The sequence below is a fragment of the Solimicrobium silvestre genome (genome assembly GCF_002976435.1).
Taxonomy (GTDB): domain Bacteria; phylum Pseudomonadota; class Gammaproteobacteria; order Burkholderiales; family Burkholderiaceae_D; genus Solimicrobium; species Solimicrobium silvestre.
Genome location: NZ_PUGF01000004.1, coordinates 224405 through 249730, shown reverse-complemented (window position 1 = coordinate 249730; position 25326 = coordinate 224405). Strand labels below are relative to the sequence as shown.

At 45.3% G+C, this 25326-nt stretch carries 20 protein-coding genes; 10 read left to right on the top strand and 10 right to left on the bottom strand.

Annotated elements, in window-relative coordinates; all coding sequences use genetic code 11:
* The first annotated feature begins 578 nt into the window (after positions 1–578).
* Positions 579–3245, top strand: coding sequence for a TonB-dependent receptor (locus tag S2091_RS06755; protein ID WP_105531027.1), 2667 nt, complete (start codon positions 579–581; stop codon positions 3243–3245).
* A 94-nt stretch (positions 3246–3339) separates the two neighbouring features.
* Here the strand turns inward: S2091_RS06755 and S2091_RS06750 are convergent, their stop codons facing one another.
* The gene (locus S2091_RS06750; RefSeq protein WP_105531026.1) at positions 3340–4881 is read right to left on the bottom strand and encodes a B12-binding domain-containing radical SAM protein; all 1542 of its coding nucleotides are present in this window, start codon (positions 4879–4881) and stop codon (positions 3340–3342) included.
* Positions 4882–5012: 131 nt separating this feature from the next.
* Here S2091_RS06750 and gstA point away from each other — a divergent pair, with 131 nt between their 5' ends.
* Positions 5013–5624, top strand: a complete 612-nt coding sequence (gene gstA, locus S2091_RS06745) for a glutathione transferase GstA (RefSeq protein WP_105531025.1) — start codon at positions 5013–5015, stop codon at positions 5622–5624.
* A gap of 76 nt (positions 5625–5700) precedes the next feature.
* Here gstA and S2091_RS06740 read toward each other — a convergent pair whose 3' ends face one another.
* From S2091_RS06740 to S2091_RS06730, 3 genes are all read right to left on the bottom strand, one after another.
* Positions 5701–6159, bottom strand: a complete 459-nt coding sequence (locus tag S2091_RS06740; RefSeq protein ID WP_105531024.1) for a DUF2721 domain-containing protein — start codon at positions 6157–6159, stop codon at positions 5701–5703.
* A gap of 121 nt (positions 6160–6280) precedes the next feature.
* Positions 6281–7606, bottom strand: coding sequence for an ATP-binding protein (locus tag S2091_RS06735; protein WP_105531023.1), 1326 nt, complete (start codon positions 7604–7606; stop codon positions 6281–6283).
* Positions 7603–8316, bottom strand: a complete 714-nt coding sequence (locus S2091_RS06730) for a response regulator (protein WP_105531022.1) — start codon at positions 8314–8316, stop codon at positions 7603–7605. The genes S2091_RS06735 and S2091_RS06730 overlap by 4 nt, the downstream gene beginning before the upstream one ends.
* 235 nt (positions 8317–8551) lie before the next feature.
* On the opposite strand from S2091_RS06730, the gene S2091_RS06725 reads away from it, so the two are divergent.
* Positions 8552–9058 carry a Spy/CpxP family protein refolding chaperone gene (locus S2091_RS06725; RefSeq protein ID WP_105531021.1) on the top strand — a complete coding sequence of 169 codons (507 nt, stop codon included), beginning with the start codon at positions 8552–8554 and terminating at the stop codon, positions 9056–9058.
* A 303-nt stretch (positions 9059–9361) separates the two neighbouring features.
* Complete coding sequence (locus S2091_RS06720) at positions 9362–11104, top strand: methyl-accepting chemotaxis protein (RefSeq protein WP_105531020.1); 1743 nt, start codon at positions 9362–9364, stop codon at positions 11102–11104.
* A 17-nt stretch (positions 11105–11121) separates the two neighbouring features.
* Here S2091_RS06720 and S2091_RS06715 read toward each other — a convergent pair whose 3' ends face one another.
* From S2091_RS06715 to S2091_RS06705, 3 genes are all read right to left on the bottom strand, one after another.
* Complete coding sequence (locus S2091_RS06715) at positions 11122–12309, bottom strand: M20 aminoacylase family protein (RefSeq protein WP_105531019.1); 1188 nt, start codon at positions 12307–12309, stop codon at positions 11122–11124.
* A 112-nt stretch (positions 12310–12421) separates the two neighbouring features.
* Positions 12422–12898 carry a thioredoxin family protein gene (locus S2091_RS06710; protein WP_105531018.1) on the bottom strand — a complete coding sequence of 159 codons (477 nt, stop codon included), beginning with the start codon at positions 12896–12898 and terminating at the stop codon, positions 12422–12424.
* Between the two features lie 40 nt (positions 12899–12938).
* Positions 12939–13490, bottom strand: a complete 552-nt coding sequence (locus S2091_RS06705; RefSeq protein WP_105531017.1) for a GNAT family N-acetyltransferase — start codon at positions 13488–13490, stop codon at positions 12939–12941.
* Positions 13491–13727: 237 nt separating this feature from the next.
* On the opposite strand from S2091_RS06705, the gene S2091_RS06700 reads away from it, so the two are divergent.
* On the top strand, positions 13728–14891 hold the full coding sequence (locus S2091_RS06700) for a DNA polymerase Y family protein (protein ID WP_243405335.1): 1164 nt from the start codon (positions 13728–13730) through the stop codon (positions 14889–14891).
* A gap of 85 nt (positions 14892–14976) precedes the next feature.
* Here S2091_RS06700 and S2091_RS06695 read toward each other — a convergent pair whose 3' ends face one another.
* Positions 14977–16611, bottom strand: a complete 1635-nt coding sequence (locus S2091_RS06695; RefSeq protein WP_105531016.1) for a GMC family oxidoreductase — start codon at positions 16609–16611, stop codon at positions 14977–14979.
* 249 nt (positions 16612–16860) lie between these two features.
* On the opposite strand from S2091_RS06695, the gene S2091_RS06690 reads away from it, so the two are divergent.
* On the top strand, positions 16861–19224 hold the full coding sequence (locus tag S2091_RS06690; protein WP_243405334.1) for a GGDEF domain-containing phosphodiesterase: 2364 nt from the start codon (positions 16861–16863) through the stop codon (positions 19222–19224).
* Here the strand turns inward: S2091_RS06690 and S2091_RS06685 are convergent.
* Positions 19213–20061, bottom strand: coding sequence for a GGDEF domain-containing protein (locus tag S2091_RS06685; protein WP_165794934.1), 849 nt, complete (start codon positions 20059–20061; stop codon positions 19213–19215). The genes S2091_RS06690 and S2091_RS06685 overlap by 12 nt on opposite strands.
* A 303-nt stretch (positions 20062–20364) precedes the next feature.
* On the opposite strand from S2091_RS06685, the gene S2091_RS06680 reads away from it, so the two are divergent.
* From S2091_RS06680 to S2091_RS06670, 3 genes are read left to right on the top strand one after another with little or no spacing between them, the layout of a single operon-like run.
* Positions 20365–21036, top strand: a complete 672-nt coding sequence (locus S2091_RS06680; RefSeq protein WP_105531013.1) for an Lrp/AsnC family transcriptional regulator — start codon at positions 20365–20367, stop codon at positions 21034–21036.
* A gap of 34 nt (positions 21037–21070) precedes the next feature.
* Positions 21071–22738, top strand: a complete 1668-nt coding sequence (ettA, locus tag S2091_RS06675) for an energy-dependent translational throttle protein EttA (protein ID WP_105531012.1) — start codon at positions 21071–21073, stop codon at positions 22736–22738.
* A gap of 15 nt (positions 22739–22753) precedes the next feature.
* Positions 22754–23344, top strand: coding sequence for an IMPACT family protein (locus tag S2091_RS06670; RefSeq protein ID WP_105531011.1), 591 nt, complete (start codon positions 22754–22756; stop codon positions 23342–23344).
* Here S2091_RS06670 and S2091_RS06665 read toward each other — a convergent pair.
* On the bottom strand, positions 23341–23883 hold the full coding sequence (locus S2091_RS06665; RefSeq protein ID WP_105531010.1) for a hypothetical protein: 543 nt from the start codon (positions 23881–23883) through the stop codon (positions 23341–23343). The two genes, S2091_RS06670 and S2091_RS06665, sit on opposite strands and share 4 nt — an antisense overlap.
* Positions 23884–24029: 146 nt before the next feature.
* Here S2091_RS06665 and S2091_RS06660 point away from each other — a divergent pair, with 146 nt between their 5' ends.
* Positions 24030–25259, top strand: coding sequence for a TCR/Tet family MFS transporter (locus S2091_RS06660; protein ID WP_105531009.1), 1230 nt, complete (start codon positions 24030–24032; stop codon positions 25257–25259).
* The last annotated feature ends 67 nt before the right edge of the window (positions 25260–25326 follow it).

The window sequence follows — 25326 nt, the reverse complement described above, 5'->3', positions numbered from 1 at the left end:
GATATCTATAAAGATTGCATAATAAATTTTGCAGATGCTCAACAAGAAATATCAAAAAAAACGGCCGAGGTAGCCAAGGCGAATCAAGCATCATGATGCAGCTGAAGCGGCGATGAAAGAATTAAACGGTTACATCAAAGCACGCAACCATGTAAATGGCGAAGACGAAGATAATTGATTTGATCAGATCGAGTTAATAGCATTCGGTATTCATCGGGAAGCAATGGATGCTTCTTCGAAAATAAATTCAGCATGCTGTAGCATTTAGTTAAATTTTTAAAATTTTCTGGTTTATAGCAAGCTAAATCACCTCTAAAAAAATCGCACAGAGCAAAATCTGTGCGGTTTTTTTTTTGCCTCTGGAATACCAAAATAAAAATTCCTCCGCATTTCTTAGCTGATTTTTCAATCGCTGTGTGTTGTAAATTTATCTAAATATAAATAAGTAAACATTGACGTATTAACGTGCTAAATGATTACATATGTAAGTATTATTTTACCAATAGTTAATTGCAAGTTAGAAATAATTTCAATCAATTTACTATTTTTTAATTGTCAACCATAGTCGAGAAATATCCATGATCAAAGAAAAAAACTTATCGCGCTCCATGCGCTCAATCTTCTCAAGCGGGATCGCGCTGGGAATGGGGGTATTGGGAGGTTCAGCTTTGGCGCAGGAAGCAGAAGTTGTGCAGCGTGTGGAAATTACCGGGTCGTCAATTAAGCGCATGGCATCAGAAACTGCGCTGCCGATCACCATTATCAAAGCCGATACGTTTGTTAAACAAGGTCTGACAACAGCAGAAGATGTACTGAACTCGCTTGGTTCAAACCAATCGAGTTCAGGTGGTAGCCAAAGCGTCGGGTCAGGAAGCGGCGGTAAATCTTCCGCAGATTTACGCGGCATAGGAACAAATAAAACGTTAATTTTATTAAATGGGCGGCGTTTAGCCAATCATCCTTATGATGGCTCTAGCGTTGATTTAAACATTATCCCCGTCGGCGCATTAGATCGTGTTGAAGTATTGCGTGACGGCGCTTCTGCTATTTACGGAACGGATGCCATTGGTGGCGTGATTAACTTCATTACCAAACGTTCTGTAAAAGGAGTAGAAGTGACCGGCGAAGGCGTCAATCCACAGCACAAAGGCGGTGGAGAAGCACGGTTTAATTTATTGGCCGGCATTGGTGATCTTGAAGAAGATGGCTTTAATGTATTTGGCGTGTTTGACTGGCATAAGCAAAACGCATTAAAGGCCACAGACCGGGACTTTTCAGCAACCGGCATTATCCCGAATCGTGGTTTAAATAAGATGAGCGGAAATACCGGTTCCGCTAACTTTTATGATCCTATTAGTGGCTTAAGCGGCAATATGTCGCGTGCAGCGGGGTGTAATCCTGCGCAAAATAGTTATATAAAAAATGCGACTTCATGTGGCTATGATTACACCGCAGATATTGATGATATTCCTCAAACGGAACAGTGGAGTTTTTTAGGAAAAGCATCTTACAAACTCAATGCAGATAACGTATTAACACTTGAATATCTGCATTCAGATTCAACTAATATTGGTCGGGTAGCGCCTACGCCTTTTTATACAGGTTCAGGTTCATTACCTGGTTTGAATATTGATTCAAACAGCCCCTTCTATCCTGGAAATGGCATAACACCAGCTTACCCAGGCTTATCTGGTGGGCCATTGGACTTGAATTGGCGCAGCATGGATGCAGGTCAACGTAGAGAAAAAGATAAAAGTAAGACAGATAGATTCTTAATCGGCGCGGAAGGTTTGCTTGCTGGGTGGGACTATAAAACTGGCTTTATGTACGCACAAAGTAAAGCAACCACCACGTTAACCAACGGATATTTAAAGGACTCGGGTGTGCTGGCAGGTATTACAGGCGGAATTATCAATCCGTTTGGACCACAAAATGCAGCAGGATTAGCCTATTTGGATAGCATTGCGCTAAACGGCGAGTTGTATAGTGGAACCACCAAGCGTACGGGAATTGATTTCACAGCGAGCCGTGAATTTGGCCGGTTGGCAGGCGGCGCAATGGGTGTGGCGATAGGGACAGAATTTGCTCATGAATCGGCAGCTTATACAGTGAATCGATCAGTTGCTGATCAAGCATCGGCAACCGGTGGTTCCGATGCGCAAAATGTTTCTGGTGCCCGCAATATTTCAGCGCTGTTTGGTGAATTTACTGCACCTGTTACCAAAGAATTAGAGGTGCAATTGGCTGCTCGTTACGATTATTACAGTGACGTAGGCGGTACATTTAATCCAAAAATTGGTATTCGATATCAGCCAGCCAAAGAATTATTGTTACGAGCTTCGGCAAATACCGGCTTCCGCGCACCAACTTTGTTTGAAAAATTCTCACCAGACTCAACCACCAATACTGCAAATACTTACAATGATCCCGCATTGTGCCCAGGTGGAACAGCATTGCCAGGACAAAATCCGAGCTTGGTTTGTAATGCACAACAGCAGATAAGAGGTGGGGGGAGTGCCAATTTGGCGCCTGAAAAAGCGAAAAATTTCTCTGTTGGTTTTGTGTATGAGCCTAATTCGGCAATGACTTTTTCAGCTGATTATTGGAATTTGCGTATTACTGACAGCATCGGAACCTTGCCAGAAACTGTCATTTTTGGTAATCCAACAAAATATGCAGACTTATTTGTACGTAACCCAGATGGGTCATTGAAGTATGTTTTAGCAACCAACGCCAATTTAGGTGGAATCAATACGGATGGTATTGACGCAAGCATGACGTTGCGTTTGCCTAAAACGTCTTTAGGGAATTTTGTAGTTAATCTGGACGGTACGTACGTGAATCAGTATAAGTACCAAAATGAGAAGGATGGCGCATGGACTCAAAACGTCGGTACTTATGCAGATAACAGTCCAGTATTCCGTTGGAAGCATACCTTGTCGTTGATGTGGACTAAAAATGTTTGGAGTACGACATTGTCACAGCAATTTATGACTGGTTATCATGACCAAAATCAGCAGGTGGCTGCGCAGTATTATCAAGATGTTTCGTCTTATTCCATTTGGAATTTAACGGGTACTTACTCGGGCTTTAAAAATGTAACGCTGACTGCAGGATTGAAAAATCTGTTTGATAAAAATCCACCGTTTACTAATCAGGGAACCACTTTCCAACAAGGATATGATCCACGGTTTACTAATCCGGTTGGGCGCGCCTTGTATTTGCGTGGAACTTATCGCTTTTAAGATAGCGTGATACACAAAAAAATCGCACAGCATAAAACCTGTGCGATTTTTTTTTGGTGTTGAATATTAAAATAAAAGCGTCAGTTACAACATATCAAACCGCTTCCAAATGCCGAGCCTGTCTTTCCGGCGCCGCTTTTTTTCCCAACAATTCTTGTTCTTCTTTGAGTTTCTTACGCTCTGATCGTGGAATTTTTTCCGGTGAAACTTGTCCCGCGTAGTCGAGTTTTAATTGCGCAGCAATCTCGTCTTCGCCTAAGCCGCGTTCTTGTTGCAACCAATTCGAGACTAACTTTGCCAGACGTTCCATCGCGATACGGTGTGTGGCATCGGTATTAATATATAACCAGTCTGAGAGCGCCATAAAATGGGCGAATGGGTCATCCGCCAAGATCAATTTTAAAGTGTGGTTAAAGCGTCCGGAGTTGGCGACTAAATCCCAATAGCGAGCAAAGCGTACTAGACGTTGCATGGTATTAAAGTCGATATCGCGGGTGGCTAAAATGGTGTAGGGAGGGTTGGGGTCAAACACCATTTTATATTCTTCGGTATGACGAATAATTGGCGTACCACGCAGACGTTTTAAAATGCCGAATTGAATTTCATGCGGTTCCAAGGTCACTAACTGATTAAAGCCGCGTGCAAAGCTGGCCATGTCTTCGCCCGGTAAACCGGCGATTAAGTCGACGTGTAAATGCGCATGAGAATGCTGGCATAACCAGCGTATGTTTTCTGCAGCTTTGGCATTGTCTTGTTTACGGCTGACCAAGGCTTGCACGGTCGGGTTAAACGATTGAATGCCGATTTCAAATTGTAAGGTGCCAGCTGGGAATTGCTGGATGCCGGTCTTTAATGCGTCCGGTAAATGGTCGGGCACTACTTCAAAATGCGCGAATACGGGATCATCTGGTTTGGCCGCTAATTTATCCAGAAAAAACTGCATAATCCGCAGGCTTGATTTGATATTTAAATTGAAGGTGCGATCAACAAATTTAAACAGACGTGCGCCACGCTGATACAGCGTTTCCAGCTCCGCTAAAAATAAATCGAGGTCAAACGGCCAAGCAGTTTTGTCGAGTGCGGATAAACAAAATTCGCATTTAAATGGGCAGCCGCGCGAAGCTTCTACATACAAAATACGGTGTGCAATATCGTGGTCGGTAAAGTGAGCGTAGGGCAGTTTCAGTTGGTCTAATTTTGGTTGTACGCCAGCGTGGATTTTCATCAGCGGCTGCGGGCCGTTAATGACCTGTTGGCAGAGCGCGGCAAAGCTGACGTCGCCCCAGCCGGTAATCACGTAATCAGCTGCTTGAACAATATTTTGCTGCGCTGTTTCATACGATACTTCCGGCCCGCCTAAAATGACGGTAACGTGCGGCGCAACGCATTTCAACATGGTGACTACTTTGCTGAGTTCTTCCACGTTCCAGATGTAGACGCCAAAGCCGACGATTAATTTTTCATCGGGTTTTTCATGTGCCAAGATCTTTTCGACGATGTCAGTGGTTTTGGTACCGATCACAAATTCTTGCAATATGGTGCTGGCTTGCAGGTCGCCCATGTTGGCGAATAAATAACGCAGGCCGAGCGAGGCGTGTGAATAGCGGGCGTTCAGGGTGGACAGCAGAATGGTCATGGCAGGAAAAAGTGGAGCGATAAGGCGCTATTGTAACTTGCCTGCGGCGGACTAATTTTTTTGAGTAATGCGTTGTAAGCAAAAAATAGGCAAATCTGGTAAATTAACACTCCCTATTTCAGGAGAATGTTATGAAACTATATTTTGCACCCGGCGCATGTTCATTGTCACCACACATTGTTTTGCGCGAAGCAGGCTTAGAGCATACGTTAGAAAAAGTTGATTTACGCAGCAAGCAAACCGCTACTGGCGTTGATTTTCGGACTATTAACCCAAAAGGTTACGTGCCAACATTGCAATTAAATGATGGCAGCATTCTGACTGAAGGACCGGTTATTGTGCAGTATCTGGCAGATTTGGTTCCGGAAAAGCATTTGGTACCGAAAGCGGGCAGCATGGAACGTTACCGCGTAATGGAAACCTTAAATTACATTGGGACTGAATTGCATAAAGGTTTTTCGCCGCTGTTTAACCCGGCGACGAGTGATGCTGGTAAAGAAGTAGCAATTAATGCCTTGCTGCCGCGTATTAGCTTGATAGCAAAACAATTGGGTAATTCGGATTACATCGCAGGTAGTCAATTTACCGTGGCGGATGCGTATTTATTCGTGGTGCTTTCATGGAGTGCGCACGTTAAATTGTCATTGGCTGACTGGCCAACAATCCAGGCATATTTGGCGCGGGTTGCCGAACGTCCGGCTGTACATGCGGCGATGGTGGCCGAGGGCCTGATTAAGGAATAAGTAGTCGCGTAGGGTGGGCACGGTTTTGTGCCCACCCTACAATTAATTAAATGGCTCTATATGGAGAAAGTGCAATTTAAGCCTGATCTGAGCGAATAATCCCACCGCCACGGCGCAATCGATCGCGTTCCAAGGTTCTGGTTGCCACAAAAATTTCCCGCAAAAAGTACACAAAACTTCCTATCAGCGACAAAATTCCCAGCACAAACATACTGGCTATCGGTTTAGCTAAAGCTATTTCCAGTGCATCACTAACAAATAAAGTGGCAATCACTAAACAAATCAGCAATGCGCACAGGCACGATAAGGTGATGGAGCGGTTGATGAGGTGTGAGCGGGCATAAAGTTCATCGAGCTCGATATCGTGATGTAGTGCTTCAGGCGTCAGCGTTTCTTCTAATTTGCGGGAGCGGTCAATAATTCTGGCAAGCCGGTTGGTCAGTACAATTAAATGCGTTCCCACGCCAGAGAGCATGAACACTGGAGCAATCGAGAGTTGGATAATTTTGCCAATGTCGTCAAGCTGAATATTCATGGTGTCCGTGAGTATGAATTAGAGGACATCATTATAGAACCAGATAGTGGCAACTTGGTGTTGCTATGAGGGAATTTTGACTTGTTTCTAAGTGGGTAGGGGCATTAAATGCCCCTACCATTTAGCTGGTTAAGGCTTTACCCGGTAATTTTAAGGTGGCTTCTAAACCACCTTCAGGATGGTTTCTGAGCGTTAAAGTGCCACCGTGTTGTTCGCAAATATTGCGCGCAATGGTTAAGCCTAAACCGGTGCCGCCGCTATCTCTGGAACGTGAAGTTTCAAGCCGGTAAAACGGGGTGAATACTTTTTCTAATTCACCCTCTGGTATGCCGGTGCCACCATCGCGAATGTGGATCATTGCGATGTTATTACTGTCGCGGTTTACTGAAACGTTAGCGTAATGTCCGTATTTAAGCGCGTTATCAATTAGATTATTCACACAGCGTAATAAGGCTTGTGGTTGTGCTCTGATACTCATATTGGTTTCGCCGGTTAACTTGACCGGTTGGCCAGCATCAGTAGCGTCAAGGACGGCACTGTCAATGAGTGAATCTAAATTAACGGATTGTCTTTGTTCAGAGCTGTCCATGCTACGAGCCAGAGTTAAGCCTTCCCGCACCATATCTTGCATGGCAGATAGATCGGTAATCAGTCGGTCACGCAAATCATGGTCGGACACTTTTTCTATCCGCAAACGTAAGCGGGTCAGCGGGGTTTGTAAGTCATGGGTAATTGCTGCCAGCATGTGGGTGCGTTGTTCAATATAGTGGCGGATGCGCGCTTGCATGGCGTTAAAGGCACTGCTTGCTTGTTTTAATTCGGTCGCGCCAGCAACTTCTAGCGGTGGGTGATTAATATCATTACCTAAATCTAAAGCGGCTTGCGATAATTTTTGCAAAGGGCGAATAGTCATGCGTGTAACTAAATACGCCAGGCTGGCAATACACACCAGGAATAGCAATAAATATAGGTAAAAATCGGCAGTAAGCGGCGGTAATGGCATTTTTGGCGGCATTAAGACGAAAGATAAATGCGTGCCGTCGTGTAAGGTAATGGCAAAATTTTCACACGCGGCGTTAGGCCCGGAGCCGCCAAATGAAGGGCATTGGACGAAAGGTAAGCTGGTGACATGAAACTCTGAGCCTATTCTTTCAGCCATCGCATTGGCATTCGCGGTGTTGCTGGTTAAGGCACCGCGTAAATCAGGGTCTAAGCTAATGCGTATCCCCAAGCGCGGCAACATTTTAATAAACGCGCCGCGATTATCGGCCGGCAAAGCGTCGATGGCCATGACTAATTGTTCAGCGCGTTCTAAAAAATGCGATTCGCGAGACTTAATTAAACTATTTTGACGCTCACCTAAGGCGAGCCATAAAGTAAGACAGACTGAGGCGACAATGCCGAGCAATAAAACTAAAAATACCCGGCCAGATAACGATTTAATCACACAGTCTCCACATTCACAGCCAGCACATATCCGCCATTACGTACTGTTTTAATAATTTGCGGCGAGCGCGCATCTTCGCCTAATTTTTGACGAATGCGGCTAATTTGAATATCAATTGAGCGGTCAAACGGATCCGCATCCCGACCTTGCGTCATATTTAATAACTGGTCACGATTTAAAACTCGATTTGGATGTTCTAAAAAAATCTTCAGCATGCGGAATTCAGCACCGGACAATAGCACCACCATTTCTTTAGGATCAAGCAAATGGCGGGCAGTTAAATCCAGCGTCCAGCCAGCAAAACGCAGGAATTGAATTTTGTCATTGGTACTTTGACTCTGGCCGCTGCTACGTCGTAATACGCTGCGAATACGGGCCAGCAATTCACGCGGCTCGAATGGCTTAGGCAAATAATCGTCTGCGCCCATTTCCAAACCTAAAATACGATCTAAAGGCTCACTGCGCGCGGTAAGCATAATGACGGGAAGTGATGACTTGGCGCGTAAATTACGGCACAACGTCAAACCGTCTTCGCCGGGCATATTCAGGTCCAGCACGACTAAATCAACGTCATGTTCATTCAGCGTGTGCCACATCGCATTGCCTTCGGCCGCCATAAAGCAGCGATAGCCATTGGTTTGCAAATAATCCGCCAGCAAAGTGCGGATTTCGCGGTCGTCATCGACGATTAAAATTTGATTTGTATCCATTTGGCTATTATGAAGAATTTCAGTGAAGTTGATTGTCGAGTTTGTATCGGAATGTTGTGACTTGTTGTGAGGAGAAATGCAGTTAAAAAAATAATATTTCGAAACATCACGATACAACTAACATGATTTTTGAGATGCTTTATTTACAAAGGCAGCGCAAGATAGTGTACCTCACCTTATCAGCCGAGTTGCTAGCTTGCCAAACTTGGCTGACACAATAGCATAAAGGAAGACTATGAAAAAAATCGGAAAACACCTAGGTAAAAAAATAGCATTTGGTTTTATTGCCTTTGGTTTTGTCGCAGCTTCGGCGCTAGTGAATGCGCAAGAACATGTGAGTCGTGCATGTCAAGATCAGACTAAAATGGTGGAGAGCGTGCAAGCGAATATGGTGAAGCATCAGACCCAGCTGCACGAACAATTAAAATTGACCGAAGCACAAGAGCCCGCCTGGAAAAACTTCGTTGCCAGCATGCCCGCACCAGCTAAACCTACTCGACTTGATCGCGCCGCTATGGAAAAATTAACCACCCCTGAACGTATGGAACAGCAATTGAATATGCTCAAGGAGCATGAGGCTAAAATGACGGCCAACCTGCTAGCGTTAAAAACTTTTTATGCCGCATTGACGCCAGAACAGCAAAAAACGTTTGATGACTACCACTCCAAAATGGGGCGTAACGCGCATCATAAGGCTGATTTAAAAGTTGATACTAAAGTAGAGGCTAAGTCTGATTCGTAGTAAAAATTGAAATTAAAGTAAGCTATTTAAACTTGCCCTATGGCGCAACGCGCATTGCGCCATCATTTAATCCCCATCCAACAGTAGCGACCAAGATCCCCTTTCGGCGCTGCTTACCCCCCATTCCCTAGAATATTCGCTTAGTCGGCATCTATAATTTTCTTATGGAAATAGAGTAGATCGTGCACTACAGTATATTTACTCAGTCTGTCTTTGCTCACATATCACTGACGATGTAGTTTCAATGCAATGTCCATTCCGTTTAAAGAATTTTTGTAAAAATTACCATATTTAGGTGACGACATGCTTTCTTTTAAAGACTTGAAAATATCCAGTAAGCTATTAGTTAGCGCATCTTTGAGCGTATTTCTCGCTATTTTAGTGGGAGTTTTCTCCATTACGCAGTTGGCTAAGGTGAATCAGGCGACAGATGATTTGGGCAATAACTGGATGCCAAGCGCGGTGTCAATTTTGCAGGTTAAAGCGAATATGGCGTCTTACCGCGCGCAAGAATTAGAGCATGTACTGGCCAAAGATGAGGCAGGCAAGGCGAAGTATGAGCAACGCTTAGAGACTTATTTGAGCAATGCGAAAAAAAACCGCGATATCTATGAAAAATTGCTGACCTTCCCCGATGAAAAAGCCAAATTCGCTGAATACCTGACTTTGTGGGATCAATATCTGGCGGTACACAGCAAAATCATTGCATTATCAAATCAAAATAAAATTGACGAAGCGATGGTGTTAATGGGTACTGAATCATCGCAAGCCAATAGCAAAATGATTCAATTGGTCAATGACATGGCGGATATTAATACCAATGCCGGTGCAAGATCTTATACCGATTCAGTGCAAACATATCAAAGTTCGAGAACCTGGATTATTGGTTTGTTGCTAGTTAGTGTGGCGGTGAATTTAGTGTTTTCAATTTGGATAAACAGATTGATTTCAATCCCGATGCAAGAAGCGTTGCAGGTTGCGCAGACTGTGGCTAGTGGCGATTTAACAAGTCATATTGTGGTGAGTTCAAAAGATGAAACCGGTCATTTATTGCAAGCGCTGCATGATATGAATGCGCATTTAAACGAAGTGATGGGTGAAGTACGGGCGAGCTCCGAGACGATAGCGGTGGCGACTTCTCAAATTGCGGCGGGGAATATGGATTTGTCGCAGCGTACCGAAAGGCAGGCCGGCTCATTAGAAGAAACCGCGGCATCTACCGAAGAATTAACCTCGACCGTGAAGCAAAACCTGGATAACGCCCGTCAAGCCAATCAGTTTTCGATTGCGGCATCCGAGGTGGCGGTACGCGGCGGTAAAGTGGTGTCCGATGTGGTCAGTACGATGGGCGAGATTGATGCTTCTGCCAGAAAAATCGTGGATATTATCGGCGTGATTGATGGCATCGCATTTCAAACCAATATTTTAGCGTTGAATGCGGCAGTGGAAGCGGCGCGCGCCGGTGAACAAGGGCGGGGATTTGCCGTGGTGGCTTCCGAAGTGCGAAATTTGGCGCAACGTTCTGCCAGTGCGGCTAAAGAAATTAAAGAGCTGATCGGTAATTCGGTAGAAAAAGTACAGGAGGGTTCGCGCCTGGTCAATCATGCCGGTAGCACGATGGAGGAAGTGGTTTCCAGCATTCAAAAAGTGACGACGATCATGGCCGATATTACTATTGCCAGCCAAGAGCAAAGTAGCGGCGTGCAACAGGTTAATGATGCCATTATGCAGATGGATCAAGTGACGCAACAAAATGCCGCCTTGGTGGAAGAAGCGGCCGCAGCGGCAAGTTCAATGGAACAGCAAACTTCCGTGTTAAATAAATTAGTCGGTCAGTTTAAACTCAGTGGCGGCGGAGGTAGGGTGGCGGCACGGGCCACAACGGTTGCTAGTCCGAAAAAAGTGACAGCGACTGTGCGCCCCGTGGTGAAAGTGCCGAATAAACCAGCAGCAATGGCGCGTTTGGTGGCCAATAAAAACGCTGCTGCACCCGCAACGAGCTCCGCAGCGTCAAAAGCAGATCCGGGTGATTGGGAAGAATTTTGATGCGACGTTGTAGATTCTTATGCTAAAAAATGCTCGGCTAAACGTACCCAATAAGTAGCGCCAATAGGTAGTAGTTGGTCATTGAAATCGTAGCTTGCATTATGTAAGTTGCATGGTCCCAAGCCATGCCCGTGTTCGCGATGATCGCCATCGCCATTACCTATAAATACATAACAGCCCGGCTTTGCTTGTAGCATATAGGCAAAATCTTCCGCGCCCATGGTTGGTTCTATTTGGGTATTGACTGCGCTATTGCCGACTATGCTGCGCAATACGTCGGCAGCGATGGCGGTTTCTTTTGGGTGATTTAATAGCGCAGGATAATTGCGCTTAAAATTGAATTCAACCTGCGCCTCAAATCCCTTTGCAGTATGTTCGGCGATCCGTTGCATGTTGGTTTCAACCTGGTCCAAAACGGATTCTTTAAAGGTGCGCACAGTGCCGATTAGGGTGGCTTGGTCGGGGATGACGTTGGTGGCACTGCCAGAGTGAATTTGGGTAATGGAAAGCACCGCGCTATCTACCGGACTAACGTTGCGTGACACAATGGTCTGCCAGCTTTGCGCAATTTGCACGGCCACCATAATTGGGTCGATGCCTTTATGCGGTTGTGCAGCATGCGCACCTTTGCCGTTAATAGTGACTTCAAATTCGTTAGAAGACGCCATCATCGGCCCGTCTTTTACGCCAAAATGACCAAGTGGAATACCCGGCCAGTTGTGCATGCCAAACACCGCTTCCATAGGGCATTGCACAAACAAGCCGTCTTCGATCATGCGTTTGGCACCTGCGCCGCCTTCTTCGGCGGGTTGAAAAATCACATAAACTGTACCGTCAAACGTGCCATGTTGTGCCAGATAATGCGCGGCGCCTAACAGCATGGCGGTATGTCCGTCATGTCCGCAAGCATGCATTTTCCCGGCATGTTTTGAAGTGTGGGCAAACGTGTTTAATTCTTGCATGGGTAGTGCATCCATATCCGCACGTAGGCCAACTGCGCGTTCGCTGGTGCCGCGTTTGATGATGCCAACCACGCCGGTCACGCCCATGCCGCGTAGGACCGGAATTCCCCATTCGGTAAGTTTGTCAGCGACGACATCGGCGGTCCGCTGTTCTTGATAACAAAGTTCAGGATGTGCGTGGATGTCACGTCGGATTTGTTGAATTTCAGCGGAAAATTGAACGATAGGGTCAATGAGATTCATGGTGTTTCCTTATTCGGCACGGAAGCGTGGTCATCCTGAATTGCAGGAATTCTTGCCGTGCATGGTGTTCATGTAAAGAGTAAAAAGTTAAGCCCGAAGCCCGGTGCTGTGTTTATTCGATGGGTTTGCGCTGTGCAGTAATGGTATTAAAAAAATCATAAACACCTTGTTCGCTCATATGGCGCGCGTTGGCTAACTCGCCCCCGTGAGTTGCGTATAACACTGTGTTGTCAGGCTTTAATAATACGGCAGCAGGAATGCCCATTTTGATAGGATTACCATAATCATTAGCAATGTTCAGGTTTTTATCAAATTGGCCTATATCGATTTTCACCACGACAAATTTTTTATCTATGAGCGATGCGCTTTTACCTTTTAACGAGCGATCTAATTCAACGCAATCTTTGCACCAGTTGGCACCAAAAATAAGCAGTACGTTTTTCTTGTTGGCTTTTGCCTGGATTAATGCTGTTTGTATATTTACTGCGGAATCGGCTGTTTCATCATAAGGTAAGTTGGTCGCCGCAAAAGCGATACTGCTAATGAATAAGGCGGTTAGCGTGACAACGTAAAGGTAAATTTTTTTCATTGTGTAATCATAGAGTAGTTGAGCTAAATCATTAAATTTATTAGCCGTAAAATTCGCTTTTTAGCAGACTGTAAAAACATAAATCATAGTATTGTTCGCCCCAGTAGCCCGCTTTTCTGGCTAAACCTTCGCGTACAAAACCAAGCTTTTCAACCAAGAGTATTGAAGCGCGATTATTGGGGTGAATTTGTGCTTCAATACGGTTCAAATTCATATTTGCAAACGCCCAGACTATCGCACAGCGCAGCGCTTCTTGCATGTAGCCTTTGCCGCGTGCTTCGACTTTTAAATCATAACGTATGGTGCAGGAATTCCATTCTTTATTCCATCTATGAAAACCGCAAGTGCCTAATAATGTGTTCGATTCATGTGTGCAAAGTCCCCAACGAATGCCCGGAGAAGGCAGCTTACGCAAATTGGCAAAGGTGGTGATTAACGCAAGAGCATCTTCGCGTTGCGTCATGTGATCGGTGCCATACCATTGCATGATGGAATAGTTAGAGTGCATCGCAAATAACACATCAGCATCTTTTTCAGTGAGTTCGCGTAATTTGATCCGGGGCGTTTGTAATTCTGGGAAAATGCTACTCATTCTTTTATCTCCTTAGACACAATAACTTGGTGTTATTTTATGTTTATTGATTTTAGAAAAATAAAGCTTAGTACGATTAAACACCCACAGGCATGATCTGGTCAAATATCTGGCAATATAGCCCTGATGCAGGTTTGACCGGTGAAAATGTAAAACGGAACAGCAAATTATACTGACAAAAATAACACTAAAAGTTAATTTTACTCTTAATGGGAAACCCGGGTTTAATGTAAAAGCATGGAAACTAGTTTAATTAATCGTCGCATAGCGCACTTGGATATGGACGCGTTTTATGCATCCGTCGAGTTAATCAGCTATCCCGAGTTGCGGGGTAAGCCGGTTGCGATTGGCGGCAGAAATGAGCATCGGCCCATTTTGCTGGCCGATGGCACACGTCAATTTTCACGTCTGGCTGATTATGTCGGGCGCGGGGTGCTGACTACCTCCACCTACGAAGCGCGTGCGCTGGGGGTATTTTCTGGAATGGGAACCATGAAGGCCGCCAAGCTTGCGCCGGAGGCTATTTTATTGCCGGTCAATTTTGACGCGTATCGACATTATTCGCGTTTGTTTAAAGCGGCGGTTGCCAGCGTCGTGTCGCAAATTGAAGATCGCGGCATAGATGAAATCTATCTCGATTTGAGTAATGAAGTCGGTGAAACCGTGGAACTGGCGCAAAGAATTAAAAATGCGGTGTTTGAGGCGACCGGCTTAAGCTGCTCGATAGGGATAGCGCCGAACAAGCTGCTGGCAAAAATTTGTTCTGACTTGGAAAAACCGAACGGATTAACCGTACTAAGCATGAGTGATATCCCCACTCGTATTTGGCCTTTACATGTGCGGAAAATTAACGGCATTGGGCCTAAAGCGGCACAAAAATTAGAGGCCTTGGGCGTCAACACCATTGCCCAATTAGCTGAAATGGATACCTCCATATTACAAGAGGAGTTTGGACGTACCTATGCCATCTGGCTTAATGAAGTAGCGCACGGAATTGACCGGCGTGAGGTGATTACCGAGTCAGAAACCAAATCAATCAGTCGCGAAACCACCTTTGAACGCGATCTGCATGCGCGTCATGACCGCGCTGTATTGTCAGAAATTTTCACTTCCCTGTGCAGCAAATTAGCAGAGGATTTGCAGCGCAAAGGATATCTGAGCCGTACCATCGGGATTAAATTGCGTTATGACGATTTTAAATCGGTGACGCGAGATTTAACGCTGCCGGAGCCCACCGCAGATTCTTTGTTAATCCGGCAGGCGGCAGGGGCTTGTTTAAAGCGTGTGCCATTGGAAAAGAGATTGCGATTGTTGGGCGTTAAGGCGAGTGGGTTGGTGGGGGTGGATGAGGTGCCCGCAGGTGGGTTGGCGGTTGGGCGGCAGTTGGAACTGGATATTTAGCGACCATTTTTGTTTTGGCACACTTTGCCGACTTGCAACCCATTGAATATATTAAGTTTTTTTAAGGACGATATATGAAAAATGCCTAAGTCTCGTCATGTTTCTCATTAAAAATAAATTCCGCGGCTTTTTCACCAATCACCATGCAAATCGCATTGGTGTTGCCGCTGATGAGTGTTGGCATGATGGACGCGTCAGCAATGCGCAAGCCTTTAACTCCGTAGACGCGCAATTGCGGATCCACCACCGACATCGCGTCCAACCCCATTTTGCAGCTGCCGACGGGATGATAAACGGTGTCGGCGCGTTGCCGTATCAATTCGCGTAACTCATCATCGCTGTGTGCATCGGCATCGGTCAGGGCGCTGGTACGGATGTTTTTTAAGGCTGGCGCATCCATTAATTTCTGGGTTAGTTTAAGGCCTTTTAGCATCACTTCTAAATCATCTGGATCAGAAAAAAAGTTGGGATCAATCAGTGGCGCGGTATGCGGATTGGCGCTGGCTAAGCGCACGCTGCCACGACTTTTTGGACGCAGTATGCAGACATGGCAAGAATAGCCGTGCCCCCAACGCAGCTTGCGTGCGTGGTCTTCAACCACGCCAATCACAAAATGCAGTTGTACATCCGGGCTGGGTAATTCTGGTGATGTTTTTAAAAAAGCGCCGCCTTCGGCATAATTGGTACTTAGCATGCCGCGCCGTTTTGTAATGTAACGCCAGCATTCACGCGCCATACGCCATGCACCGGATACTGAAAATCCCATTAAATCGAGACTGTTGGCGGTATAGTTCAGCACCATATCTGGGTGGTCCTGTAAATTATTCCCGACTCCTGGTAAGTGATGAACCACTGGAATACCAAGTTTTTCTAATTCAGTGCGATCGCCAACGCCGGACAACATTAATAGTTGAGGGGATTGTAAAGCGCCGGCGGCGAGAATAATTTCACTTTTAGCCCTTGCGGTTTTTACTTGGCCGTTGTGGGTGAATTTAACCGCAACAGCACGTTTTTGATTGGCTATCGCGACTTCTTCATCTTCAAACAAAATTTGCGTTACATGCGCACCGGTCATGACGTGCAAATTGGATCGGGTGGCGCGATGTGGTTCAAGGTAGGCGCGCGCCGCACTCCAGCGTTCGCCATTAAATTGCGTTACTTGATAAGTGCCGGCACCTTCTTGCGATACGCCATTAAAGTCGTTGTTGAGTGGGAAGCCGGCTTGTTGCGCTGCGTTTAAATAGATCTGTTGAAACGGGTTATCAGTGCGCAGTTTTCCTACATGCAAAGGGCCGTTATTGCCGTGAAATGCGTCGGTAAAATCAGCATTGTTTTCAGCACGTTTAAAGTAGGGGAGCAACTCATTAAACGACCAGCCGGTATTGCCTAATGCGGCCCAATGATCGTAGTCGCTAGCCTGGCCGCGTATGTAGACCATGGCATTCAGCACGGAAGAACCACCTAGTGCTTTACCACGTGGCTGGTAACCGCGCCGCCCATTTAAGCCCGCTTGCGGAACGGTTTGAAAAGCCCAGTTGTTGTATTTTGTGGGAAGCATGGTAATGGCGCCGGCCGGGATGCGTATTGCCCAGTCTTTTCCTTCGCCACCCGCTTCTAAAACCAAGACCGTTTTAGTGCTGTCTTCACTCAAGCGCCCCGCAGTGGCGCACGCACCTGAACCGCCGCCTATTACAATGTAATCAAACACAATTTCGGTCATGTAACTCTTTCAGTTAGCAATGCGCTTTAAATGAAAATAAAATTATAGCGTAGCATTATTGCTATAAAATTCTACACGGCAGCCATCCCACGGTACGCTAACAAAAATAATTCATAAGAGCAACTTGTATGGCGGTTTTATGCCGTACCTCGAGGAACAATGTTGTTAAGTTGTGAGAACGGGGGGCTAGCAGTCGTTATTTCTCAACACCAAACTTAATGAATGGGAAAAACATGAGTTGGAATCGCTATGCGTAGTATTGAAAGCCGAATTGTTACGCTGTTTATTTTAATTATTTTGGGTGTGCAGCTAGCTGGATTTTTTTCACTACGCAGCGCACTAGAAAGTAAAGCACGCTCCAGCATGGAGATGGGCCTCGCACATAGCGAACGGGCGATTCAGCGGCTGTTAGATCAACACACAATGAAGCTGACGGAAAAAGTCACAAAGTTGACCAGTGATAGCAATTTTTTGGAGGCGCTGAGCAATGTAAGTAATGCCGACAGTATTAAAATTGAATCCATTCTCGCTAAGCAATGTGCTCAAATGAATGCCAGTATGGGTATGTTGATCGGGATGGATAATCAGATTCAGGTCACCTCGTCGCGACAACTTTCCTCGCAATTAAAACAAGCCAGTATCGCGTTGATATCAGGCGCTGAGCAGCAAGGTTATGCCAGCAGCATTGTAGTGAATAATCATTACCCTACTCAATTGATCGCAGCCTTGCTCAAAACGCCGACCTCGACTGCCTGGATTGTGATGGCTTTTCCATTAGAAAATAATATCATCTTGGAGATGCGCCAACTCACACCGCTGCAAGTCACCATGCTAATCAAAGACAAGCAGTATTGGCAGGTGGTCAGTTCCAGCTTGAGTAATTCGGAAGCAGAAACATTAGCAAAAAATGTACCCAGTTCAATTGCTACTGAAGCCAAAAAAGTAGTGTTAAACGACAGTGAATATAGCATGGAGATGATGGCACTAACCAAGCCGCCATCAGCCGACGCGATTGTGGTTATTCAGGGTTCAATTAGCGACATGGTTGCGCCGTATAATAAAATTCAAATTGGTTTGATTCTGCTCACGCTATTCAGTCTTGCGGTTGCCGTCATTGGCAGCATTACCTTTACTAAACGCATTAGTCAGCCGTTGCGGCAATTGCGTGACATCGCTAAACGCTTAGGCGCCGGTGATTACGATTCGCCTATTCAAGTCAGTGGCGACGGGGAAATTAGCGAGTTGGCGCACGCCTTTGTCAGTATGCGCGATGGGATTGCTCACCGTGAAAATGAAATTAAACGATTGGCGTATTGGGACACTTTAACTGACTTGCCGAATCGGGCGCAATTTACCTTTTTGCTAAAGCAGGCGATTGCAGCAACTAAAGCCGTCGCAGCAACTGAACAAACCTCGCAATCGTGTTTTGTACTCATGATGGATTTAGATAGATTCAAACATGTGAATGACATCATGGGACACAGTTTCGGCGACTTATTACTTAAAAAAGTTGCGAGCCGTTTGCGCGAAGCACTGCCAGGTGCTCAGTTGGCTAGATTAGGCGGTGACGAATTCGCGTTATTGCTACCCAATTCAAATTTAAATGCGGCACAAGAAGCAGCGCTCATCATTTTGTTAATGCTTGAACAGCCGATTACATTAGAAGACCAGGCCGTAGATTTGGGTGCCGGAATTGGTTTGGCTGGCTACCCAGAACATGGCGAAGATGCTGAAATACTATTAAGTCACGCCGAAGTTGCCATGTATGCCGCGAAGCGCAATGTGGGCAGTAATTTTACGGTTTACAGACCGGAAATAGATCAAAGCAGTCAGCAAAATCTGTCGCTGTTGAGCGAATTGCGCTGCGCGATTCAAGAAAACCAATTGCGCTTATATGTGCAGCCAAAATTAAGCTTGGGCGAAAAAGAGGTGGTTGGCATCGAGGCATTGATGCGTTGGGAACATCCAACCCGCGGCTTTTTGGTGCCAGATCAATTCATTCCTTTTGCCGAACAAACCGGCATCATTCGCTTGCTGACACGTTGGATATTAGATAAGTCAGCTGCTTTATGCACAGAATTAATCACACATGGAATTCACTTAAAAATATCCGTCAACATTTCGACGCACGATTTACTGGACCAGGATTTACCGGTTAAATTTGCCGATATCCTGACCCGTCATCGGGTAAAAACATCGTCATTTTGTTTAGAGATTACTGAAAGCGCGATCATGAATGATCCGCATCGGGCGCAAGTTACTTTAGAGCGTTTAAATGCGATGGGCGTTGAACTTTCTATCGATGATTTTGGTACCGGATATTCGTCGCTGGCCTATTTAAAGCGCTTGCCGGTTGACGAGCTAAAAATTGATAAGTCCTTTGTTATGCATATGGAAAATGATAGCGACGATAGGAAAATCGTTAAATCAACGATTGATCTTGGTCACAACATGGGGCTCCGCGTCGTTGCGGAAGGCGTGGAAGATGCCGCTGTTATGGCATTGTTAACGAAGATGGGTTGTGACCAGGCACAAGGGAATTACATCAACCGGGCAATTCCTTCTGAGCAGTTGATTGAGTGGCTAGGGCAAAAAGAAACCCTATTCAACTAATCGCAAATGCACGTCATTCCGTGATTTTTTACTGGAAAACATACGTTTGTCAGCGATTTCGACCAATTTGGGATAATTCGACGCGTCGAGAGGGAAAGTTGCCCAGCCAATAGAAACACGCACGGAAACGATGGTGTTTGAGAGCGCAATTGGCTGTTCAACCAGTGCATGGATTTTATCAACGGTGGTTTCGATGTCAATATTGTTGCTAGCGCCATTGAGTAGCACAACAAATTCATCGCCACCAAAGCGTGCCACGGTATCTGTTTCGCGCACGGCGGCTTTGAGTCTGGCGGCGATGACAATTAATAGTTGATCGCCAGCCGCATGGCCGTAACTATCGTTAATGGTTTTGAATTTATCCAGATCTAAAAACAATAAAGTAAAACTTACCTTCTTAGAAGGGTGTTGTGCTGCGTGCCGTTCTAAAAACTCGATCTGAGCGATTAAGAAATCACGGTTATATATATGTGTTAAACAATCAAAACGCAGCTTGTTTTCCATCTCAATAAATGTTTTTACTAAGTGCCCAATTTCATCTTTGCGATAGTTATGAGGGCGTGGTAATGGTTCGCCTTGCCCCATTTTTTTTGCGACTTGAGTGATGTGCCGAATATCGCGCAACATATGCTCAATGACAGATAAGCCGATTATTAAGGTCAATATAATAAACACCACAACCAATGCAATACTTTGAAATAAGTTGCGGGAAATGCCGCCTATAAAGTCAGCGCGGGGTATTGCCAACACCATAATTCCAACAATTGCTGATGAGACAAACAATATCAAAAATATAATTGTGATATGCAGTTGTATGCGCAATGACGAATTATTCATCTCTCTCCCGGCAAAAAGAGACAGCATTAAAAAACGTTGGGTGTCAGTGAATATCTGGATACTTTGTAAGCGTGACGCTGTTGTGTGCTGCTATTAACGGCAAATATTTGTTTAAGTTTAAATATTAGTAGATAAATTTAATAAATAAATTGTTTTTAGTTAACCAACTTGAAATATTGGCTAGTTGTACGTGAATATTTTGCGCAAATGCCAAGATTGATTCTGCATGTTGCAAGCAAAACCTAACCTGCCAATAGGCAAAAACGTTACAATTCCTGCCATTCTCGATAGAAGGTGAAAAGCATGGCTAAAATTGATTTTGATGAGGCAAAAAGTTGGGTTACGAGCGCGTTATCGTTGCACGCGCATGATCTGATTAAAGCGTTGGCAAGTCGCTATCAAGTGAGTAGCTCCACTGCCTCTGCCACGGTTAAAAAATTGGAGCAGGCCGGTGTCATCAAGCGCACTGGTGCCGTTAATCGACCAATTTTTGAAGCGGCATCCAACATCACGGTAATGCAAAGTTATAGCTTGCCGCTGGGTGATGCGGAACAGATTTGGCAACGCGACTTTGCGCCTTTTTTAATGCAGGACTTAAATGAAAACCTACGTAAATTAATTAGTTCCAGTTTTACCGCTATCGCGAATAATGCTTCTCAACATTCGCAAGGAAATAGCATGCATGTAATCGCTGAACAAACCGCTGACCATATTGAGCTTACTGTGCAAGACAATGGCATCGGTGTTTTTAAACAAATTAGTAAAACCAAACAATGCGCTGATCTGGCAGCTGCGGCAGCTTTGTTAGAACGTTCTAACAGTGCAATTAAAGCGCTGGCCCAGAAATTTGATTTTTTTCTTATCGAAGCAAATGGTATGCATTATCCAGAACAGGCCGCTCCAGCCGTGGATACCGAGACGGAAGAATTGTTTGAACAAGGCACGACAGTGATTATGGAATTAACACTGTCCTAACCTATTTTTAGTATATTTAAAGAGGAAACAGCGAATGGCACATTACGTATTCACCATGAATAAGGTGGGAAAAATTGTTCCACCTAAACGTCAAATTCTAAAAGATATTTCCCTGTCGTTTTTCCCGGGCGCCAAAATTGGTGTGTTGGGTTTGAATGGATCGGGTAAGTCAACGTTGTTAAAAATTATGGCGGGTATTGATAAAGATATTCAAGGTGAAGCAGTGCCGATGCCGAATTTGAATATTGGTTATTTGCCGCAGGAGCCATTGCTTGACCCAGAGCAAACGGTACGCGAAGCAGTGGAAAGTGCCTTGGGCGAAGTGTTTGCGGCTAAAGCCAAATTGGAAGCCGTGTATGCCGCTTATGGCGAAGAAGATGCCGACTTTGATGCGCTGGCTAATGAGCAGGCGCGTTTAGAAGCAATTATTTCTACCGCGTCTGGCGACAATGTGGAATTACAGTTGGAAATGGCTGCCGATGCACTACGCTTGCCAGCCTGGGACGCCAAGATTGGCGTGTTGTCAGGCGGAGAAAAACGCCGTGTGGCGTTGTGCCGTTTATTGTTATCCAAGCCAGATATGTTATTGCTCGATGAGCCAACCAACCATTTGGATGCGGAATCAGTGGATTGGTTAGAGCAGTTTTTACTGCGCTTCCCAGGCACAGTTGTGGCGATTACCCATGATCGCTATTTCCTGGATAACGCCGCTGAATGGATTTTGGAGCTGGATCGCGGTCACGGTATTCCTTGGAAAGGCAATTACAGTTCTTGGCTCGATCAAAAGCAAGCACGCTTGAAGCAAGAAGAATCAACCGAATCGGCACGTCAAAAAGCGCTGCAAAAAGAATTGGAATGGTCACGTCAAAACCCGAAAGCGCGTCAAGCCAAGAGCAAGGCACGTTTGGCACGGTTTAATGAATTGTCCGAACACGAATACCAAAAGCGTAATGAAACCCAGGAAATTTTTATTCCGGTCGCCGAGCGCTTGGGTAATGATGTGATTGAATTTAAAAACGTCACCAAATCATTTGGTGATCGTCTGCTGATCGATAACTTAAGCTTTACTGTGCCGGCCGGTGCTATTGTCGGAATTATCGGCCCCAACGGTGCTGGTAAATCGACGCTGTTTAAAATGATCGTTGGTCGTGAACAGCCAGACAGCGGTGAAGTTGCTGTCGGTCAAACAGCTAAAGTATCGCTGGTGGATCAGACCCGTGAAGACTTGGGCAATACTAAAACTGTATTTGAAGATGTGTGCGGCGGTGCTGATATCCTGACTGTGGGTCGTTTTGAAATGGCTTCCCGTGCTTACTTGGGGCGCTTCAATTTTAAAGGCGGCGATCAGCAAAAAATCGTCGGTAATTTATCGGGTGGTGAACGCGGTCGTTTGCATCTGGCTAAAACCTTGTTGCAAGGCGGTAACGTGTTATTGCTCGATGAACCATCCAATGATCTGGACGTGGAAACCTTGCGTGCTTTGGAAGATGCGTTGCTGGAGTTTGCGGGTAGCGTCATGGTTATTTCACATGATCGCTGGTTCCTGGATCGTATCGCAACGCATATACTGGCTTTCGAAGGTGATTCTCAAGTTTCCTTCTTTGATGGTAACTATCAAGAATACGAAGCCGATAAGAAAAAACGCTTAGGTGAAGAAGGTGCGAAACCACGTCGGATCCGTTATAAACCATTGGCGGTGTAATCTGGCGCCTTAAAAATGTATCAATTAGCGGCGCCAGTCAGCACCGAAATCGAAATCAAAAAAAGTCGATTTATCGGCCAGCTTTACCCTGTTTCAAGTCGTACAGAAGCACGGGCCAAGCTGGCCGAGTTGCGTGTGCAGCATCCCAATGCAGTGCATATTTGTTGGGTGTTGATTTGTGAAGGAGAGTCCGGTCTGGATGATGATGGCGAACCATCCGGCACAGCAGCGCGTCCGATGTATAACGTGTTGGTTCATAAAGAATTGATGAATGTGTTGGCGGTAGTTGTGCGTTACTGGGGCGGTATTAAGTTGGGTGCTGGCGGTTTGGCGCGGGCCTATAGTCAGGCAATATCGGACGCCAGTAAATTGGCAGAGTTGGTGGCGGTTGAGGTGATGTGCCTTCGGAGTTTTACCGTGCAATTTTCCGATGAATCGCATCTACGCCGTTTGTGCGAGCAATTCGCGGTGACGGTACAAGCGGTGGATTATGCTGAACTGGTTACTTTGCATTTGCAGATAAAGCTCAGTCAGGCGGCATTGTTTGAGCAGGCCGCATTTGATGCATTGCGCGGCGCATTGAAAAATGTGACCGAGCTACCTTAAAATTTGCAGCCTTTATCGCGGATTAAATCGATGGCAATTCCAATGGGTGCTAATAAGCCACCACCTGCATAGGCTGTTCGGCAGTCTGGTCGCTGCGCTTTGTTGGCAGCGTCTTCTACGCGAGCTTCCAAGCTTTGATTTTTTAAATTCGCTTCTTGTTGTTTTTCTATTGGTGATCTAGTCCTGTGCAATTCTTGTTGCACGGCACTGGCGCGCAAAGCATCCAAATCTAATCTTGGTTCATTGCTTGGTGTTGAAGAAATAGCTTGAGGTTCAGTTATTGGCGCAGTTGTGGATTCAGTATTGACTGCTGACTTAGTGGTTTTGTTTGGTTGCGATTTAACGGTGGGTGAGTTGTTAGGGGTAGAAATTGGGCGGGGTCTGGGTTGAGCTATTGAAACATATTGCAAATAGCGCAGCTCAGAGGAAGTTATGTCGTGGAAATTATTTCTTAGATGCCACATGGAAATGATCACAACATGCAGCAGCACTACAAAACTCAGGCAAACTAAAGATCGCAGATTGGATTTGGGTGTCATTTGCAGGTTACGTTAAAAATAACATTGTTGCATTATAACTATATCAACAAGGTTGTAAATGGCTGATTGATGATTGGATTAGAGGGTGTGGATGAGAGGCGAGAAGTTATAATCAGCAACTAATCCAACTCATGAAATAAATAGTCATGTCATCTGAAGTAAAGCCACCAAGTCTTATCAACTCCCGTTTTGTTTTAATTACGGTCTTTTTAGACATTCTTGGGATAGGTCTGATAATTCCAGTTTTGCCGCGCATGGTTGCCATGTTTGCGCCGCAACCGGATCAGCAAGCATATTGGTATGGCGCTATTGTTGCCGCATACGCAATCATGCAATTTTTTTGTGCGCCGCTGTTAGGTGCGCTTAGTGACCGTTTCGGTCGCCGCCCAATATTATTAATATGTGTATTGGGGCTAGGGCTGAATTTTTTCTTAATGACGCAAGCACCTTCGTTAATCTGGTTATTGGTAATTCGCGCAATGGGCGGTATGACAGCTGGAAATATCGCGGTAGCGAATGCTTACATTGCAGATGTATCCAAGCCAGAAAACAGAGGTAAGGCACTGGGAAAGATCGGCGCCATGTTTGGCATGGGTTTTATTTGTGGCCCCATGTTGGGCGGCTTGTTGGGCGAGCAGCACTATCAATATCCCTTCTATTTAGCAGCAATCGTTTCGCTGTGTAATTTTAGCTATGGACTCGTTGCATTGCCAGAATCGCTACCATTAAACAATCGCCGCGCATTTTCTTTCACTAGAGCAAATCCACTGCATAACTTAAAAGGCTTAACACAGCTGAAAAATGTAGGTGCATTGGTTTGGTCTATGGGTTTTAGTCTATTCGCTCAATTCACAATGCAAACCACATGGGTGCTTTCAACAGAATTGCGGTTTGGCTGGACACCTTTGCAAAATGGAATTTCTTTGTTCATGGTCGGAGTATGTAGTGTTGTCATGCAAGGCTTCTTATTAGGCGGTGTAATAAGGCGCTTAGGTGAGGCAAAAACGGCAATGTGGGGATTGAGCTCATCTTGTTTGGTATTAATAATGTATGGAGTGACGCAGCAAGGTTGGATAATGTATTTATTAATCCCTTGCAATATTTTAGGCTACGCCGCTGCACCAGCAATCCAGGCTATTTTTTCCAAAGCGGTGGATGCCAAATCGCAAGGCGCGGTGATGGGGTCGTTATCTTCATTAGGAAGTGTTATGAGCGTTTGCGCTACCTTATTAGGTACTTCTCTTTTGGCGCAAGTGGGGCATTTCCCCAAGGGAAATATTTTGTTGGGAGCACCATTTTTCATGGCTGCATTTGCGCAAGGAATGGCGTTATTGATTGCAATGAAGCATTTTTCAAATGTAAAAAAATTAATTTAGTGTGCTGCGAGCCACTGAATTAGACTTTTTTCTCAAATAGTGTAAAAAAATCCTAGCAGTTGCTTGA